At 64.1% G+C, this 17011-nt stretch carries 18 protein-coding genes; 10 read left to right on the top strand and 8 right to left on the bottom strand.

Features of this window, described 5'->3' with window-relative positions:
• Positions 1-140: 140 nt before the first annotated feature.
• Positions 141-644, top strand: a complete 504-nt coding sequence (locus OCT39_RS14985; RefSeq protein ID WP_263585251.1) for an opioid growth factor receptor-related protein — start codon at positions 141-143, stop codon at positions 642-644.
• On the opposite strand, the gene OCT39_RS14990 is transcribed toward OCT39_RS14985, so the two are convergent.
• The 3 genes from OCT39_RS14990 to OCT39_RS15000 form a co-directional block, all read right to left on the bottom strand.
• Complete coding sequence (locus tag OCT39_RS14990) at positions 641-1000, bottom strand: hypothetical protein (protein WP_263585252.1); 360 nt, start codon at positions 998-1000, stop codon at positions 641-643. The genes OCT39_RS14985 and OCT39_RS14990 overlap by 4 nt on opposite strands.
• 25 nt (positions 1001-1025) lie before the next feature.
• Positions 1026-2136, bottom strand: a protein-coding gene (locus OCT39_RS14995; RefSeq protein ID WP_263585253.1) for an IS3 family transposase whose coding sequence is annotated in 2 segments (ribosomal slippage) — positions 1026-1884 and positions 1883-2136 — 1113 coding nt in all. Because the reading frame shifts where the segments join, the coding sequence is not laid out codon by codon here.
• A gap of 261 nt (positions 2137-2397) precedes the next feature.
• On the bottom strand, positions 2398-3510 hold the full coding sequence (locus OCT39_RS15000) for an S-(hydroxymethyl)glutathione dehydrogenase/class III alcohol dehydrogenase (protein WP_263587352.1): 1113 nt from the start codon (positions 3508-3510) through the stop codon (positions 2398-2400).
• A gap of 196 nt (positions 3511-3706) precedes the next feature.
• On the opposite strand from OCT39_RS15000, the gene OCT39_RS15005 reads away from it, so the two are divergent.
• The gene (locus OCT39_RS15005; protein WP_263585254.1) at positions 3707-4744 is read left to right on the top strand and encodes a GlxA family transcriptional regulator; all 1038 of its coding nucleotides are present in this window, start codon (positions 3707-3709) and stop codon (positions 4742-4744) included.
• A 10-nt stretch (positions 4745-4754) separates the two neighbouring features.
• Here OCT39_RS15005 and OCT39_RS15010 read toward each other — a convergent pair whose 3' ends face one another.
• The 4 genes from OCT39_RS15010 to OCT39_RS15025 are packed head-to-tail and all read right to left on the bottom strand — an operon-like array spanning position 4755 to position 8102.
• On the bottom strand, positions 4755-5837 hold the full coding sequence (locus OCT39_RS15010) for a CobW family GTP-binding protein (RefSeq protein ID WP_263585255.1): 1083 nt from the start codon (positions 5835-5837) through the stop codon (positions 4755-4757).
• 13 nt (positions 5838-5850) lie between these two features.
• A complete protein-coding gene (locus tag OCT39_RS15015; RefSeq protein ID WP_263585256.1) occupies positions 5851-6504 on the bottom strand; it encodes a DUF1826 domain-containing protein in 654 nt (217 codons plus the stop codon).
• A gap of 34 nt (positions 6505-6538) precedes the next feature.
• Positions 6539-7354, bottom strand: coding sequence for a metal ABC transporter permease (locus tag OCT39_RS15020; protein ID WP_263585257.1), 816 nt, complete (start codon positions 7352-7354; stop codon positions 6539-6541).
• Complete coding sequence (locus OCT39_RS15025) at positions 7344-8102, bottom strand: metal ABC transporter ATP-binding protein (protein WP_263585258.1); 759 nt, start codon at positions 8100-8102, stop codon at positions 7344-7346. Before OCT39_RS15025 ends, OCT39_RS15020 begins: the two co-directional genes overlap by 11 nt.
• A gap of 127 nt (positions 8103-8229) precedes the next feature.
• Between OCT39_RS15025 and OCT39_RS15030 the strand changes: the two genes are divergently transcribed.
• The 8 genes from OCT39_RS15030 (at position 8230) to OCT39_RS15065 (ending at position 15818) form a co-directional block, all read left to right on the top strand.
• A complete protein-coding gene (locus OCT39_RS15030) occupies positions 8230-9216 on the top strand; it encodes a zinc ABC transporter substrate-binding protein (RefSeq protein ID WP_263585259.1) in 987 nt (328 codons plus the stop codon).
• Between the two features lie 137 nt (positions 9217-9353).
• Positions 9354-10922, top strand: a complete 1569-nt coding sequence (gene nikA / locus OCT39_RS15035) for a nickel ABC transporter substrate-binding protein (protein WP_263585260.1) — start codon at positions 9354-9356, stop codon at positions 10920-10922.
• Positions 10922-11866 carry a nickel ABC transporter permease subunit NikB gene (gene nikB / locus OCT39_RS15040; RefSeq protein ID WP_263585261.1) on the top strand — a complete coding sequence of 315 codons (945 nt, stop codon included), beginning with the start codon at positions 10922-10924 and terminating at the stop codon, positions 11864-11866. Before nikA ends, nikB begins: the two co-directional genes overlap by 1 nt.
• 53 nt (positions 11867-11919) lie before the next feature.
• A complete protein-coding gene (nikC, locus tag OCT39_RS15045; protein WP_263585262.1) occupies positions 11920-12744 on the top strand; it encodes a nickel ABC transporter permease subunit NikC in 825 nt (274 codons plus the stop codon).
• Positions 12741-13532, top strand: a complete 792-nt coding sequence (locus OCT39_RS15050; RefSeq protein WP_318152970.1) for an ATP-binding cassette domain-containing protein — start codon at positions 12741-12743, stop codon at positions 13530-13532. The genes nikC and OCT39_RS15050 overlap by 4 nt, the downstream gene beginning before the upstream one ends.
• A 10-nt stretch (positions 13533-13542) precedes the next feature.
• On the top strand, positions 13543-14373 hold the full coding sequence (gene nikE / locus OCT39_RS15055) for a nickel import ATP-binding protein NikE (protein WP_263585263.1): 831 nt from the start codon (positions 13543-13545) through the stop codon (positions 14371-14373).
• Positions 14374-14406: 33 nt separating this feature from the next.
• The gene (locus tag OCT39_RS15060; protein WP_263585264.1) at positions 14407-14760 is read left to right on the top strand and encodes a hypothetical protein; all 354 of its coding nucleotides are present in this window, start codon (positions 14407-14409) and stop codon (positions 14758-14760) included.
• A gap of 119 nt (positions 14761-14879) precedes the next feature.
• Positions 14880-15818 (top strand): co-chaperone YbbN, encoded by a 939-nt coding sequence (locus OCT39_RS15065; protein WP_263585265.1) that lies wholly within the window; start codon positions 14880-14882, stop codon positions 15816-15818.
• Here the strand turns inward: OCT39_RS15065 and OCT39_RS15070 are convergent.
• Positions 15812-16984: a MalY/PatB family protein gene (locus tag OCT39_RS15070; protein WP_263585266.1), complete on the bottom strand. Its 1173-nt coding sequence runs from the start codon at positions 16982-16984 to the stop codon at positions 15812-15814. The genes OCT39_RS15065 and OCT39_RS15070 overlap by 7 nt on opposite strands.
• Between the last annotated feature and the right edge of the window lie 27 nt (positions 16985-17011).

Raw genomic sequence — 17011 nt, forward strand, 5'->3', positions numbered from 1 at the left:
GGGGCAAGCGAGCATGGCCTGCCCGCCTATTACCTTCGTGCGCTGGAAGGCATTGAGGCGCATCAGGATGACAATGCCGAGCGCCATGCCCGAGAGATGGCGTTATATGCCCCGATGGAACCCCTGATGAGTGCTACTTAATGGATAATGATCAGCGCTTGATTGAGTTTTACTGCGGTGAAGGCCGCGATCATAAAGGCCGGTGCCTTGAAGATATTTGGGCGCTATCGCCTTTTTGGCTGGAGCACACCCACGACTATATTCAGTGGCTGTTCCCTATCCCTGAGGCGGGTCGTTTTAACGCCTTTGCTCCCTTGCTGACGCCCACGGTACAGGCTGCGTTTGAGAGAAGTGACGTTATGCGCCAGCATCAGCAGCGCTCACTTGAGGTGATGCTCGACTTTTTTGGCCTCGCTCGGGATGGGAGCGATATCGTCGCTCAACCAACGCTGGCAATACAAACCCATATTTGGCTAAAAGCGGGTGGCCATAACCATTTACGCATCACACGGATGATTCGGTCGTTAGCCTTGTGCCACCAGCCCGACCTAGCCCACACCTTTCAGCAAGCCGTCATCAAGATCGGCACCCAGCAGGGAGTAGTCTCTGAAACGTCGATTCGGTATTGGCGAGAGGCGATTTAAACCAGCTTAAACGGTTCAATATCACGAAAGATGCCGGTTTTGGTCATGTCACGGCGGAGTGTAAACGCCTCTACCGCCGCAACAGGATCGACCTGCGCCAGCTGATCAAAGTGGATTCGGTTCCACTGCGCTCGGGTGACCTTGATGCTGTAAAGGTAATGATCGCGGGTACCACCCGTGGCGGGATCGACCACCTGACGATATCCGGATACCCGCGCTTCTTGAACAGAGGGCAAACGCACAAACACGGCGCCAAGCACACGAAAGGCAATGCCGTGGACATGGTCACGGTACAGTTTCCGCTTTCGGGTGGCACTCAGGGATTTTGGGGTGAGCTTGAGCGCTTTAGCGGGCATCGTCCATTCTGTAAACATCCCGGTTTTAGTGGCATCGCTGATTAGAGTTTTCCGCCTGTTGATGTTTCGCCAGGTATTCCCATGGTGTCAGGTCTTCCAGTGAATCGTGGGGACGCTCATCGTTGTATTCCGTCATCCAGGATTCTGTCAGTTCTCGGACTTCGGTGAGGTTCCGGAAGACATACATATTCAGGATCTCATCCCGATAAGTCCGATTGAAGCGCTCAACATACGAGTTCTGAGTTGGTGTGCCCCGCTTGATAAACGCCAGCTCAATACTGCGTTGCTGAGCCCAATCTGCCAGGGCAAGCGAAATGAATTCCGGGCCATTATCCATGCGTCGTTTGGTCGGGTAGCCTCGCCAGGCGATAATGCGTTCCAGAACCCGTATGACCCCTGGTGCTGGTAGATTCAGGTCAATCTCGATAGCCAGCACCTCCCGGTTAAAGCCGTCCACCACATTAAACGTCCGGAACCGGCGACCACAGAACAGACTGTCGCTCATGCAATCCATCGACCAGCATCGATTAACGGTAGCTGGTACGCTCAATGGCGCCGGGGTTCGTGTCGGGAGCCGTTTCTTGCCCCGTCGTCGTTTATTCAGGTTGAGTGCACAATACAGCCGGTGGACCCGCTTGTGATTCCATCCATGCCCCAAGCGTCGCAGCGCCTTGAACAGTTTACTGAATCCGTAGGCGGGATAGCGGTGAGTGGCGCTTTGAAGCACTGTAATCACCGGTTCATCACGGAAAGTATTGGGCCGATACCGGTACACAGAGTCACTGATGCCAGCGATTCGACAGGCTCTGCGGATGCTGACACCATGCGCCTGCTTGAGGTAATCAACCCATTCTCGTCGAACGGCTGGCTTTACAGCTTTTTTCGATCACATCCTTCAGCAACTTGTGATCCAGACTCAGCTCGGCATACCTCTGCTTCAGCCGGCGGTTTTCTTCTTCAAGCTCCTTGAGACGCTTCACATCAGAGGCTTCCATGCCGCAGTATTTAGACTTCCAGTTGTAGTAGCTCGCCTCGGAAATGCCGTACTCACGGCAGACTTCCTTGACCAGTCGACCGCTCTCAACCTCCTTCAGAATTTTGACGATTTGTGACTCGCTGTACCGTGATTTCTTCATGTCGCTCTCCATTTGCCTCATTGTAGGCCGGAGAACTCTAATGACGCATGTACCGATTTTAGGGGATGGTTACAAGGCAAACCCGCTTTGCCATTTACTTAATGCTCCAATTTTGAACTATTTGACGTATCGTCTAGGGCTCATGCCCCACAGATAATTTAAATATAAATTCGGGTAAGATGGCTGCGAAAGTATAAATGCTTCAGCGAGAAGGCTGAAAGCCGCTACTCAGAATAGCGGCTTGACCTTGTTTGGACAGAGTTATTTCGTGGGCACGGTCTTGCCCGTAAGCCCCTCCGGCTGCATGGTCTCGCCGGGCTGAAAGTGGATCACCGAGCGGATCGACTTGCCTGCGTGCAGCAGATCGAAGGCGGTGTTGATCTGGTCGTGGGTCATGTTGTGGGTGATGTAGGGGTCGAAGTCGCCGCGCAGCCACTCGTCGACCATGCCGGGGAGCTGGCTGCGGCCCAGCACGCCGCCAAACGCAGAGCCGCGCCAGACGCGCCCGGTCACCAGCTGGAAAGGCCGTGTGGCGATCTCCTCGCCGGCGCCGGCCACGCCGATCACCGTGCACTCGCCCCAGCCCTTGTGGCAGCACTCGAGCGCGGCGCGCATGACGTTGCCGATGCACTCGAACGAGAAGTCGACGCCGCCGTTGGTCATTTCGACGAGCACCTCCTGGATCGGCTGGCTGAAGTCCTTCGGATTGACGCACTCGGTCACGCCCATGTCGCGGGCCAGGGCGAACTTGTTGGGGTTGGTATCGATACCGATGATACGCCCGGCGCCGACCATCTTCGCGCCCTGGATCACCGCCATGTCGACCGCGCCGAGGTCGAATACCGCCACGCTCGCCCCGGGCGTCACTTTCGCGGTGTTGCGCACCGCGCCCATGCCGGTCGGCACGGCGCAGCCCATGACGCTCGCCTTGGCCAGCGGCGCCTCCTTGGCGATTTTGGCAACCGCGATCTCCGGCAGCACCGTGTACTCGCTGAAGGTGCTGGTGCCCATGTAGTGGTGAATCATCTTGCCCTTGTAGGAGAAGCGCGAGGTGCCGTCGGGCATGCCCCCGCGCCCCTTGGCCTCGCGAATGGTCTGGCAGAGATTGGTCTTACCGGACTGAATGTAGGGGCAGTTGGGATCTTCCGGGGTGTAGAGCGGGATCACGTGATCGCCGGTCTTCACCGACACAACGCCGGGGCCTACCTCCTCGACCATGCCCACGCCTTCGTGGCCGAGCACGGCGGGAAAGAGCCCCTCCGGGTCGCGGCCAGAGAGCGTGAACATGTCGGTGTGGCAGAGGCTGGTGGTGACGATACGGACCAGCACCTCGCCCGCTTTCGGCCCCTCCAGGTCGATCTCTTCGATCTCCAGCGGGCGGTTGGGCTCCTAGGCAATGGCGGCGCGCGTTTTCATGATATCTCTCCTGCTCGATGCAAAATGATATGTTATAACATTTATATAATGCGCCATAGCCGGACGACCGGTCGAATCCGGACAGCGTACACCGCCATCGAGACGTGCAGAGCGCCAAACGAAAAACGCGGAAAAACCACCAGGAGGAGACGCCATGCAGCGCGGTGAAGCAAACAGCGCAGCAGCGACCAGCGACGCGCCGGACGAGCAGCACGTGCATCTGGTTATCTACCCCGGCTTCAAGCTGATGGAGGCGGCGGGGCCGCTTAGCGTGTTCAGCTACGCCAACCAGCGCCTCGCGGCGCACGGCGAGGCGTTTCGCTACCGGGTGTCGCTGGTGGCTCCGGTACCGGGGGCCGTCGTGTCGGATACCGGGGTCAGCCTGGACGCCGGCGGCCCGTTGCCGGATAACGCGCCACTCGAGACGGTGATGATCGCCGGGGCCGTGGAGATCGAGCAGGCGCTTGCGCGCGAAGCGGCGCTGGTGCAGTGGTGCCAGCGGCGCGGCCAGCACGCCCGGCGCTTTGCCGCGCTGTGCACGGGGTCGTTCTTTCTGGCCCAGGCGGGGCTGCTCGACGGGCGGCGCGCCGCAACCCACTGGCACTACGCGCCGCTTTTACAGCGGCGCTTCGCCGCGCTCGAGGTGGATGCGGATGCGATCTTCGTGCAGGACGGCCACTTCTGGAGCTGCGCCGGCGTCACCGCAGCGATCGACCTGGCGCTGGCCTTCGTCGAACAGGACGCCGGGCGCGACCTGGCACTGGACGTGGCGCGGGACCTGGTGGTGTATCTCAAGCGCCCGGGCGGGCAGTCGCAGTTCAGCACCGCGCTGACCAGCCAGATGAGCGGATCCCCCGGCATGCGCGAACTCAAGCGCTGGATCGCCGAGCGCCTCGACACCCCGCTGACGCTTGCGGACATGGCCTCGAAAGCCGGCATGAGCCCGCGCCACTTGAGCCGCACCTTCGTGGCCGAGTTCAACATGACGCCCTTGAACCGGCTGGAAGAGGCGCGCTGCGAGCGCGCCAAAACGCTGCTGCTGGATACCGACCTGCCCATGAAGAGCATCGCCTGGCGCACCGGGTTCAGCTCGGACGAGCGGATGCGCAAGGTGTTCGCCAGGCGCTACGCGCTCACGCCCACCGCCTACCGGGCGCGATTCAAGACCACCCGCGCCGAGGTCATGCACTGAGCGCGGCGCTCTAGGCGCTCTCTTTCGATGCGCTAAAGAAGTGATACATCTCGGCCACCGTCTCCGGCGCGATGTGCTGGGTGATGAACACGAACCGCGAGACGCGATCCGAAACGCACTCGAGAGGAAGCTCCGCAGGCGGGTGGAAGATCTGCTGTACGCCGTGAATCGCCAGCGGCGCGTCGCGGTCACTCAGGTGCACCACCGCCTTGATGCGCAGCATCTTGTCGCCCATCAGCGACATCAGCATGTCCAGCCAGTTCTCCAGCGTATCCGGGGCAATGCGCTCCTCGACGGTGAAGCAGAAGGCGCGGATCGAGTCGCTTTGGTGGGCGTGGTGATCGACTAAATGGTGCGCCGTGACAGGGCCGGGGCTTAAGGAAATCGCGGTGCCCGCGTGGGGTGCGGCGGCGCTGACCGTGTAGCGCCCGGCCTTGAGCCACTGGTCGACCTGATAGCCGCCGTCGGCGTAAAGCCCGGCGCCCACCAGCAGGCTCGCGGAGAGCTTGCCGTCGATCACTTGCCACTGCTCGGCGGTCGGGTTGAGCCGAGCGAGCCGGTTGGCAAGCCCGGATACCCTCGCCTGCTCGGCGAGATCGGTCTTGGTGATCAGGAGCTTGTCCGCCACGCCGACCTGCTGGCGCGACTCCTCATGAGCGTCCAATGTGGCCTCGCCGTTGACCGCATCCACGCAGCACACGACGCTGTCGAGCTTGAAGCGGTGCGCAAGCCAGGCATCGGTCATCAACAGCTGCAAAAGGGAAGTCGGCAGCGCCAGCCCCGTGGTTTCGATCACCACGCGCGCTGGGGCGGGCTTGCCCCGCACCTCGAGATCCTCGAGCGCCTCGCGCAGGGTGCGGCTCAAGTCGCCGCGCAGCGTACAGCACAGACAGCCGCTGCTCATCTCGATCACGGCCTGCTCGTCGCTTTGGGTGATCAGCTGATGATCGAGGCCAATGTCGCCGAACTCGTTGATCACCACCAGGGTGTTGTCCATGGAGATCTGGCGCACCCAACGGTTGAGCAGCGTGGTCTTGCCGCTGCCCAGAAAGCCGGTGAGCACGTTGACGGGAATCAAGGGCGGTGTCGTCATGACGTTCACTCCTTCAGGCCGGGTCGATGGTCACCAAAAGCCGCTTCTCGCCGGGTGTGAGCGCCGGGCTTCGATGGGCGAGCCCGCGCTCTTCGCAGCCTATCCAGCCGCTGCCCTTGATCAGCGCGATATCGCCGCACTCCAGACACTGAACGGCGTGCGGGTCGGCCGCGACCTCCGGGCGATCAGCGCGGGGCGCGCCCAGCCCCAGACGGTTGACGGCGTGCTCCGGCAGCCACTCGCTGCCCGGGCCCACGTAGGTCGTGACCAGGCGCACCGCCAGGTTGTCGCAGTGAAAGCGCGGACACATGGCGCTGTTCAAAAGCCTTAGCCGCACGCCGACCGTGTCGGTCTCGAACAGAAAAGCCACGGCGGAGGCGACGGTCGCGATATCCTCGATCAGCGCCTCGCCGGCTTCCGGGGCCGGCAGGTGGCGGCGCAGATCCTCGGTGAAGGCCTCGTTGATTTCTCCCAGCCAGCTAAATTGCCAGGTGCGTTCGGTCTGACACTGGGCCCGGGCGCTCAGCGCTATATCCGCCGGCAGCGCCCGCTCGAGCACGGCGATGTTGATCGCCTCGTCGAAGATGCGCGGCAGCACGCTGATATCGGTGTCCGCCGCAGCGTGATCGGGCAGGCGTGATTGTGTGGCTTTGCGTTGTAACGTCATGGCGATCTCCGGTGTTTGAGTGTTGGGGCGCGCATCAGGCACTCACCATCAGGCGTTGGGCGAGGCGCAGGCCCTGGCTTGTAAGCGTTGCCGCCAGAAACAGCGCGGCGGCCAGCGTCACCATGGTCGGGCCGGTGGGGGTGTCGAGCGCATAGGCGGTTTTCAGCCCGCCGACCACCGCGGCAAGCGCCACGCCGACAGCGCCGATGGCCATGACCTCCGGCGTGCGGCAGAAGGGCCGCGCCGCCGCCGCAGGGATGATCAAAAGCGCGGTGATCAGAAGCACCCCCACCACCTTCAGCGCCACGGCCACGACCACGGCAAGCGAAAGGGTCAGAATGAGCTGCTCTCGGCGCGGGGAGACGCCGCTGACGTAGGCGAGCTCGTCGTTCAGGGTCGCCATTAAAAGCGCCGACCAGCGCCAGCGCAGAAGCGCCATCACCGACAGGGCCCCGCCACCGATGACCCACAGATCACGCTTGCCCACCGCCAGAATGTCGCCAAAGAGATAAGCGTTTAAATCGATGCGCACCCCGGAGAGAAACGACACCGCCACCAGCCCAACCGCCAAGGCCGAGTGGGCGGCCACACCGAGCAGCGTATCCATGGCAACGCCTCGCCCGCTGAGCATCGATACCCCGAAGGCCATGACCAGCGCCACCGCCAGCACCCCGGTAAAGATCGACATATCCATGAGCAGCGAAAGCGCTACGCCCAGAATCGCGGCGTGGGCGGTGGCGTCGCCAAAGTAAGCCATGCGCCGCCAGACGACGAAGCAGCCAAGCGGCGCCGCCGCCAGCGCCACCAGCACGCCGGCAAGGGTAGCGCGCACCATGAAATCATCCAGCATCGGCGACCTCTCCCGGGTGATGACGGTAAAGCGCTAGCGCCTCATTACCCTCGCTGTTGAGGAGCGTTTCGCCGAACAGCGCCTGGTAATCCGGCGACGCCGCCACCCGCTCGGGCTTGCCCTGACAGCACAGGGTGCGGTTCAGGCAGACGACGTGGTCGGCGGTGCGCATCACCACGTTCAGGTCGTGGCTGACCATCAGCACGGCGCAGCCGTAACGCTGGCGCACCGCCTCGATACGGCGATAGAACTCTGCCGTGCCGCGCTGGTCGAGCCCTTGGGTGGCCTCATCCAGAATCAGAATGTCCGGCCGGGTCAGAAGCGCCCGCGCCAAGAGCACGCGCTGGAACTGGCCGCCGGACAGATGGCTCATCGTCGCCTGCAGAAGATGCCCGGCGCCGGCCTCGTCGAGGGCGCGCTCGACCGCCGCCGGGGCCTGGCGGTGCGGCAGGTTGATAAAGCGCTTGACCGTCATCGGCAGCGTCGGGTCGAGATGCAGGCGCTGGGGCACGTAGCCGATGCGCAGCCCTGCGCCGACTCGCACACTGCCAGTGGCGGGCTTGACCGCGCCGATCAGCGTCTTGACCAGCGTCGACTTGCCCGACCCGTTGGGGCCGATCAGCGTGAGTATCTGATGGCGATAGAGCGTCAGGTCGATGTTCTCGAGCACGAACTCGCTTCCGAAACGCACGCTCAGGTGCGAAATGCTTACCAGCACGTCGTCCGGGGTATTGGGAGCTAATTCCATCGGTAGCATCGTCTTGTAAAATATTGTTATGTTATAACATGGCTATCGAGTCTTGACGACCCTTCCCTGCCGCTGTCGGTAAAAGGCCGTCACCTGACCCACCCTCGATGACTCTCTGGAGCACACCATGCTGTCTACGCGTTTATCCTGGCCCCTGCTGCTGGCCTTCCCTCTGGCCGCTGCCGCCGACGCTCCCCGCGTTGCGGTAGACATTCCCCCGGTGCAGTCGCTGGTCGCCACCGTGCTGGGCGAACACGGCGAGCCTGCGCTTTTCATCCGGCCCGGCGCCTCGCCCCACGGCTACTCGCTGCGCCCTTCCGAAGCCCAGGCCCTGAATGATGCCGACCTGGTCGTCTGGGTAAGCCACGACCTGACGCCCTGGCTCACCGCGCCGATCGAGAACCTGGCAAGTGATGCGCGCCATCTGGAGCTTCTCAAGGCCCCAAACACCACCGTGCTCACGTACCGCGACAGCGCCACCTTCGCCCTGGACGATAGCGTCGGCCACGCCCACGATCATTCTCACGATCACGATCATGGGCATGACCGCGAGCAGGACCAGGGTCACGAACACAGCCACGAGCATAGCCACGAAGGCACCAACCCCCACGCCTGGCTCTCGCCGGACAACGCCCGCCAGTGGCTGGGCGCCATCGCCGAGCAGCTAAGCGAGCTCGACCCGGGCAACGCTAACGACTACCGCGCCAACGCCGAGCAAGGCCGGCAAGCGCTCGACGCCCTCGAGGCGCGGCTTGCAGAGCAGCTCATCGATCAGCACGACACCCGCTACGTCGTCTTTCACGACGCCTACCAGTATTTCGAAGAGGCTTTCGACGTACCGGCTGCCGGGGCGATCTCGCTGGGTGACGCCTCTTCTCCAAGCCCGGCGCGTATCGAGGCGCTCCAGAACCTGGTGCGTGACGAGAACATTCAGTGCGTGTTCAGCGAGCCGCAGTTCAACGCCCGTCTCGTCGAGAGCGTCTTTGGCGACACCGCGGTCTATACCGGCGTGCTCGACCCGCTGGGCGTAGGCTTGGCGCTGGATGCGTCGCTCTACCCGGCACTGCTCGAGCAGATCGCCGACGAGATCGAGCGCTGCGGCCAGACAAGCTAGCGCGGCACCCGCTCGCTCTGAAAAGCCGCAAGCGGGCACCTGCCTACGCCTCGGTGGGAAAGTATGATAATTTTCGCAATTCTTCATACTGACTCTGCACACTGTTCGAGCGAATGCTCGAGCGAACCGAGGTGATCATGCGCGCAGCTCTAGGCGCCCTTCTGGCACTCTCTCTGACGCTGGGCCCTGGCGGCCCGGCCGCGGCCGAATCGCGGCTCGACGCTTCCTGGCCGAGCAACGTGGGGGCGCTGAACCCGCACCTTTATACGCCCAACCAGATGTTCGCCCAGGCGATGGTGTATGAACCGCTGGTGCGCTACCAGGCCGACGGCATCGTGGCGCCCTGGCTTGCCAGGCGCTGGGAAATCACCAACGACGGGCGCACCTATACCTTTACGCTGCGCGACGACGTCACCTTCTCCAACGGCGAGCCCTTCAACGCCGCGGCGGTGGTGGCCAACTTCGACGCGATTCTGGCCCACCGCGAGCGCCACGCCTGGCTTGGGCTGACCGAGCAGATCGAAAGCGTTCGCGCGCTGGACGAGTTTCGCGTCGAGCTGAACCTGCACGCGCCCTACTACCCGGTACTGCAGGATTTGGCGCTGCCCCGCCCGTTTCGCTTTATCGCCCCGTCGCAGCTGGTCGACGGCACGTTTACCGCCGGCGTGAGCGCGCCGATTGGCACCGGGGCTTGGCAGCTCATTGAGACGCGTCTGGGCGAGTTCGATCGTTTCGTGCGAAACGACGCCTACTGGGGCGAAGCGCCGGCCTTTGATGAGGTAAACGTCAGCGTGATCGTCGATCCCAACACCCGGGCGCTGGCGCTTCAAACCGGTCAGATCGACCTGATTTACGGGCCCAACGGCCTGATCTCGCCGGACACCTTTACCCGTTTCTCCCAGGACGAGCGCTATACGACGGCGCTTTCCGAGCCGACGGAAACCCTGATGCTGGCGCTGAACAGCCAGCGCGGCGCCACGGCGGAGCTGGCCGTACGCCAGGCGATCAATCACGCGGTGGACAAGGCCAGCATCGCCCAAAGCGTTTTCTACGGCACGCAGCAGGTCGCCGACACGCTATTCGCCCCCGGCGTGCCCTACGCCGATGTGGGACTCACCCCCTACGCGTTCGATCCAGACCGCGCCGCCGAGCTGCTCGATGAGGCGGGCTGGCGCATGGACCGCGGCGTGCGCATGAAGGAGGGCGAGCCGCTGCAGATCGATTTGGTGTTCGTGGGCAACGACGCGGTGTCGAAATCTACCGCGGAAATCATCCAGGCAGAGCTTTCCGCGCTGGGCATGATGGTTCGCCTGATCGGCGAGGAGGAGAGCAGTGTCTACGCCCGCCAGCGCGACGGGCGCTTCGGCATGATCTTCAACCGGACCTGGGGCGCGCCGTTTGATCCCCACGCGTTTATTAGCGCCATGCGCGCGCCCGCCCACGCCGACTACCAGGCGCAGTTGGGGCTTTCTGACAAACCCGAGATCGACGCGCTGATTGGCGAGATTCTGACCTCGACCGACGAGACGCAGCGCCAGGCGCTTTACGAGACGCTTTTGACCCGCCTGCACGAAGCCGCCGTCTATCTGCCGCTGACCTACGCCAGCGTGCTCGCCGTGGCCTCCCCTGAGGTCGGCGAGATCCACTTTGGCGCCATGGCCAGCGAAATTCCGTTTGATCGGTTCACCCCCGAGGCCGGGCGTTGATGGCCGGTTTCATCCTCAAGCGGCTTTTATTGCTGCCGCTACTACTGCTGGCGGCGTCCATCATCATCTTTTTGCTGCTGCGTCTCGGGCCGTCGGATCCGGCGATGGACTACCTGCGCCTCTCCCAGGTGCCGCCCACGCCCCAGGCGCTCGAGCACGCGCGGGCGGCGCTCGGCCTCGACCAGCCGCTGATCACTCAGTACGCTCAGTGGCTTTCAAGCGCGGTGCGCCTCGATTTCGGCGTCTCCTACGCCACCCAGCGCCCGGTATTCGAGGACATGCTGCACTTTCTGCCGGCGACCCTCGAGCTTGCCGGCGTCGCGCTGGTGCTGACGCTGCTGGTATCGATTCCGCTCGGCCGCTGGGCGGCGCGCCACCATCACCGCGCCCCGGATCTCGTCGTGCGCCTGATCGCCTTTTTTGGTGTATCGATGCCCAACTTCTGGCTCGGCTTTCTGCTGGTGCTGCTGTTTTCGGTGACCCTGGGGTGGCTTCCGCCGATGGGCCGCGGCGGCGTCGCGCACTTGGTGCTGCCGGCCGTGGCGATTTCGCTGATGTCGCTTTCGATCAACGCGCGGATGCTGCGCGCCAGCATGCTGGAGGTGGGAAGCCAGCGCCACGTGCAGTACGCCCGTCTGCGCGGGCTTGGCGAGCGCGAGGTGGAGCGCCGCCACGTGCTGAGAAACGCCCTGCTTCCGATCATCACCGCCACCGGCATGCACGTCGGCGAGCTGATCGGCGGCACGCTGATCATCGAGAGCATCTTCGGCTGGCCGGGCGTGGGGCGCTACGCCGTATCGGCGATCTTCAACCGCGACTACCCGGTCATCCAGTGCTTCACGCTGCTGATGGTGACCATCTTCGTGGTCTGCAATCTGATCGTCGATATCGTTTACGCCGCCGCCGACCCGCGCATTCGTATTTCCAGGGAGGGCGTGCAGTGAGGTCTTCGAGCGCATCGTTCTCGCCGTCGTCTCATTCTCCATCTCGGGGGCGCTTGCCCAAGGCGCGCCTGACCACCTGCATCGCTCTGGCGCTGGTGGCGGGGCTGGTGTTCGTGGCGCTGTTCGGCGCCGGGCTCTCGCCGTTTGACCCCAACGCCGTGACGCTCTCCGAGCGCCTCGCCCCGCCGAGCGCCACGCACTGGCTCGGCACCGACCACTTGGGGCGCGACATTCTCGCACGGCTTCTGGAGGGCACGCGGGTCTCGCTCGGCGTGGTCGCCGTGACGCTTTCACTGCTGCTGGCGCTGGGCATCGTGGTGGGCGGCAGCGCCGGGGTCATCGGCGGGCGCTTCGATCAGATCACCATGCGCATGACGGATATCTTTCTGACCTTCCCCACCTTCGTGCTGTCGCTGTTCATGATCGGCATGCTGGGCACGGGGCTTACCAACGTGATACTCGCCATCGCCCTCTCCCACTGGGCCTGGTACGCGCGGATCACTCGCTCGGTGGTGCTGTCGCTCAAGCACCGCGACTACATCAGCGCCGCGCGCATGGCCGGCGCCGGGCGGCTGCGCATCTTTACCCGCCACCTGCTGCCATCCACGCTTTCGCAGCTGGCGGTGCTCGCCTCGCTCGATATCGGTCACATCATGCTACACGTCTCGGGCCTGTCGTTTCTCGGGCTCGGGGTCGCCGCCCCCACGCCGGAGTGGGGCGTGATGCTCTCGGATGCGCGCCAGTTCGTCTGGACCGAGCCACGTTTGATGCTCTGGCCGGGGCTGGCGCTGTTTTTGAGCGTGATGGCCTTCAACCTGCTGGGCGACGCGCTGCGCGACCGCCTCGACCCTCAACTTCAACGGGAGCACACGCATTGAACGCGCCGCCCACGCACCGCACCCTGACCCTTGAAGGCATGACCGTCGACACCCACGACGAGCGTCTGGTCGACGACGTCTCGATCACTCTCGAGCGCGGCGAAGTGGTGGCGCTGGTCGGCGCCAGCGGCTCGGGCAAGTCGCTGAGCTGCGCCGCGGCCCTCGACACCCTGCCCAGCGGTACGATCAAACGCGCGGGCCAGGTCCACCTCGACGGTATGCCGATCGCCGCGTCGCTTTTGCGCGGACGAGTGGTCGCCTCGATCATGCAAAACCCGCGCAGCGCCTTCAATCCGGTGCGCACGCTCAAAAGCCACTTCGATGAAACGCTCAAGGCGCTAGGCGTGGCGAGAAAGGCGCGCGGGCCGCGTAGCCGCCAGGCGATGCTCGACGCGGGGCTCGATGAGCCCGAGCGGCTGTTGAAGCTTTATCCGTTTGAAATGAGCGGCGGGATGCTGCAGCGCACGATGATCGCGCTGGCGCTGGCAAGCGAAGCGCCGTTTCTGTTCGCCGACGAGCCGACCACGGATCTCGATGTGATCCACCAGCGCGACATCCTCGATCTGCTCGCCGATCTGCGTACGCGCTTCGGGCTGGGGCTTTTGCTGATCACCCACGACATGGGCGTGGTGGCGCGCCTGGCCGACCGGGTGCTGGTGATGGACCAGGGCCGGCTGGTGGAGAGCGCACCGGTCGAAACGCTTTTTGAGCGCCCGCAGCACGGCGTCACCCGGGCGCTGGTCGAGGCGCACCTGGCGCTCTACCCGCATCGGCAGGCACCGTCATGAGGCTGGTCATATGAGTTTTTTAAGCGCCGAAGGCGTCTCTCACGGCTACTCCTCGAGGCGGTCGCTGTTGCGCCGCCGCCCGGCCCAGCCCGTGCTGTCAGAGGTGTCGCTTGAGATCGCACCGGGCGAAACCCTGGGGCTTCTCGGGCGCAGCGGCTGCGGCAAGAGCACTCTGGCGCGCCTGCTCACCGGGCTCGAAACGCCAAGCCTGGGCACGGTGCGTTTTCAAGGCAACGCGTTATCCAACCTCGACAAACCCGGCTGGCAGGCGTTTCGCCGCCAGGTGCAAATGGTGTTTCAGGATCCGCAGAACGCGGTGAACCCGCGCCTCACCGTGAGTGATATCATCAGCGAGCCGCTGATTCACCTCACCGACCTGGACCGTGCCCAGCACCCGGCCCGGGTGGCGGAGCTTCTCGACGCCGTCGGCCTGGCCCGCCGGCTTGCCCACCGCTACCCGTTCGAACTCAGCGGCGGTCAGCTTCAGCGCGTGTGTATCGCCCGGGCACTTGCGCCTCGGCCGTCGCTGATCGTGCTGGATGAAGCGGTCTCGAATCTGGATCTGCACCTGCAGCTCCAGATGCTCGAACTCTTCACCGCTTTGCAGCGCGACGTTGGCGTGGCGTTCTTGTTCGTCACTCACGATCTTCGTCTGGTCGAGCGCTTCTGCTCACGGGTACTGGTCATGGGCGCCGGGCGGCTGGTCGAGGACCGCCCCGTCACCTCGCCATTGACGCTGACCTCACCAGAGGGGCAGGCGCTTTTCCAGGCGGTGCTGCCGGCGTTTCCCGTTCAAATGACGTCATTACGGGAACGACTCCCACTTGAGAGTGTCTCTTGAGCGCAACGCTCTACCTATAAAGGATGTGTCTTCATGAAAAAATTCGCCCTATTTCTGAGCCTGGCCGCGGCCCTAACCACCCAGGGCGCCTTCGCTCAAAGCCAGGCGTGCTCGTCCGAGGCGCTGATGGCCGCCAACCAGAACGTGTACGACCAGCTGGAAGCCTACGCGGCCAACCAGATGCAGCAGGGCAAAACTGCCGAGGAGCTCACCGCTGACATGGAAGCGATCACCAGCGCCGGCGGCGTTCAGGACGTACTTTCTCGCCATCAGGACGAGCTCGAACTGATGGAGCCAGGATCAGGTCACGAGCCCTCCCAGGCGCTATGTGACGACATGTACGCCATGATCGACGACATGCAGGCCGAGCTCGACGCCCGCCAATAACCGGTCACACCTTTGCGGTGTCGTTGCCTGCGCGGCACCGCTTGAATAACGCCCTCCCCGCCTTAATATCATGTGCCATGCTTGTTTTATTCTTTCCCTAGCAGAGCGCAGAACGTGACATGTCGATTATTGATCCCCGCACCGGAAATACGCTGACGGCCGAACCCGCCGCCGACACTGCCGCCAGCGGCAGCCGGCCCGCCGTCGCCCGCGACGATGTGATCATCGAGCTGAGCGCGGCCAACATTCAGAAAGTGCTGGAAGCCTCGAGCCAGGTACCGGTGCTGCTCGACAGCTACTCGCCGGCCAACGAGCCCTGCCAGCAGCTGATCAGCGTGCTCGAAAAGCTGGCGCTGGAGTACGGCGGCGCCTTCCTGCTGGCCAAACTCGACGCTCAGGCCAACCCGGAGATCGCCGCACAGCTCGGCGTGCGCTCGGTGCCGGACGTCAAGCTCGTAAGCCAGGGCGGCCTGGTCGATGGCTTCCAGGGGGCGCTGCCGGAAAAAGAGGTGCGTGAGTGGCTCGGGCGCTACATTCAGGCCCCGGAGGATGCACCGGCCACGCCCGAAGAGCAGGCCGAAGCGGCGCTGGCCGAGGGTGACACCGCCACCGCCAGGGAGATCTACCAGACGCTGATCACCCAGTACCCGGAGTACCACGCCTACCAGGTAGCCATGGCGAAGGTGCTGGTGGCCGAGGGCCAGCGCGACGAGGCGCGCAGCGTGCTCGACAACTTGCCGCCGGAAGAGCGCGAAGGAGCAGCCGCCCGCGGCGTACGCGCCAGCATCGAATTCAGCGAGCAGGCCCTCTCCGCCGAGGAAATCGCCGCCCTGGGGGTTCGCGACGACAGCGAAGCGCGCTACCAGCGCGCCCTGCGTCAGGTCGCCGACGGCGACTACGATACGGGCCTTGAAGGGCTTCTGACGCTGATGAAGTCCGATCGCGCCTATAACGATGACGCCGCGCGCAAGACGCTTTTGCAGGTGTTCGACGCCCTCGGCGCCGACCACCCGTTGACCGTGGCCTACCGTCGCAAGCTCTTTGCGCTGCTCTACTGAGCCGCGGGCCCCAGCACCGCGTCGAGCCGCAAAAGCGCCGCTTCGAGCTCGGCGCCCGTGGTGCCGAAATTCAGGCGCAGAAAGCCGGGGCGGCCAAACGCCGCTCCGTCGGAAAGCGCCACTCCCGCTTGCTCCTTGAGCGCTTGATAGGGCGAATCGCCCAGATTCGCCCGGCGCACGTCGAGCCACGCCAGATAGGTCGCCTCCGGGACGCTTAGACTCACCCCGGGCCAGCGGGCCACATACTGCTTTAGCCTGTCGCGGTGGCCGCGCAGCACCTCTAGCAGCGCCTGGCGCCAGGGCTCGCCCTGGCCATAGGCGGCGTCGGCGGCCACCAGACCCAGCACATTCACCTCCGGTAGTAGCCCCTTGCAGGCCGTGGCAAATCGCTGGCGGAGCGTGGCGTCCGGAATCACCGCGCAGGCGCTCGAGAGCCCTGCCAGGTTGAAGGTCTTGGACGGCGCCCAGAGCGTGATCGTGCGCCGGGCGAGCTCCGGAAACAGTGCGGCCAACGGGCGGTGTTGCGCACCCTCCTCGAGCAGAAGATCGCAGTGCAGCTCGTCGGACACCACGAAAAGATCGAAGCGCGCGACCAGCTCGGCCAATCCTTCAAGCTCTTCATGGCGCCAGACGCGGCCGGTCGGGTTGTGCGGGTGGCACCAGAGCAGCAGACGCGTCTCTGGCGTGATGGCAGCTTCCAACGCTTCGAGATCGAGCCGCCAGGACTCGCCGGGGCTGGTGGGTTCGGCGAGTCTTGCCTGCTGACTCACGCGCCCGGTACGCTCGGCCACGGCCAGAAACGGCGGGTAGATGGGTGTGGCGGTGAGCACGGCGTCGCCGGGCTTTGTCAGCGCCAGCGTGGCGAAGTGCAGTGCGGGCACCACGCCGGGCAGCCAGTGCTGCCACTCGGCCTCGATCGGCCAGTCGTAGTGTGCCGCGCTCCAATCACAAAGCGTCTTCTTGAGCGTTTCGGGCACCTCGCCGTAGCCATACACGCCGTGGGCGACGCGGCGCTCGAGCGCCTCGATCACCGCCGGCGGCGAACGAAAGTCCATGTCCGCCACCCACAGCGGCAGGATGTCGGCGCCGTAGCGGTGCCATTTTTGTGACGAGTAGCCCCCTTCGGGGTGGCGCCGCTCGACAGGCGTGGCAAAATCGAAGCCCATGAGAGTTCTCACTGATTGCGAAAGGAT

Source organism: Halomonas sp. GD1P12 (genome assembly GCF_025725645.1).
Classification (GTDB): domain Bacteria; phylum Pseudomonadota; class Gammaproteobacteria; order Pseudomonadales; family Halomonadaceae; genus Vreelandella.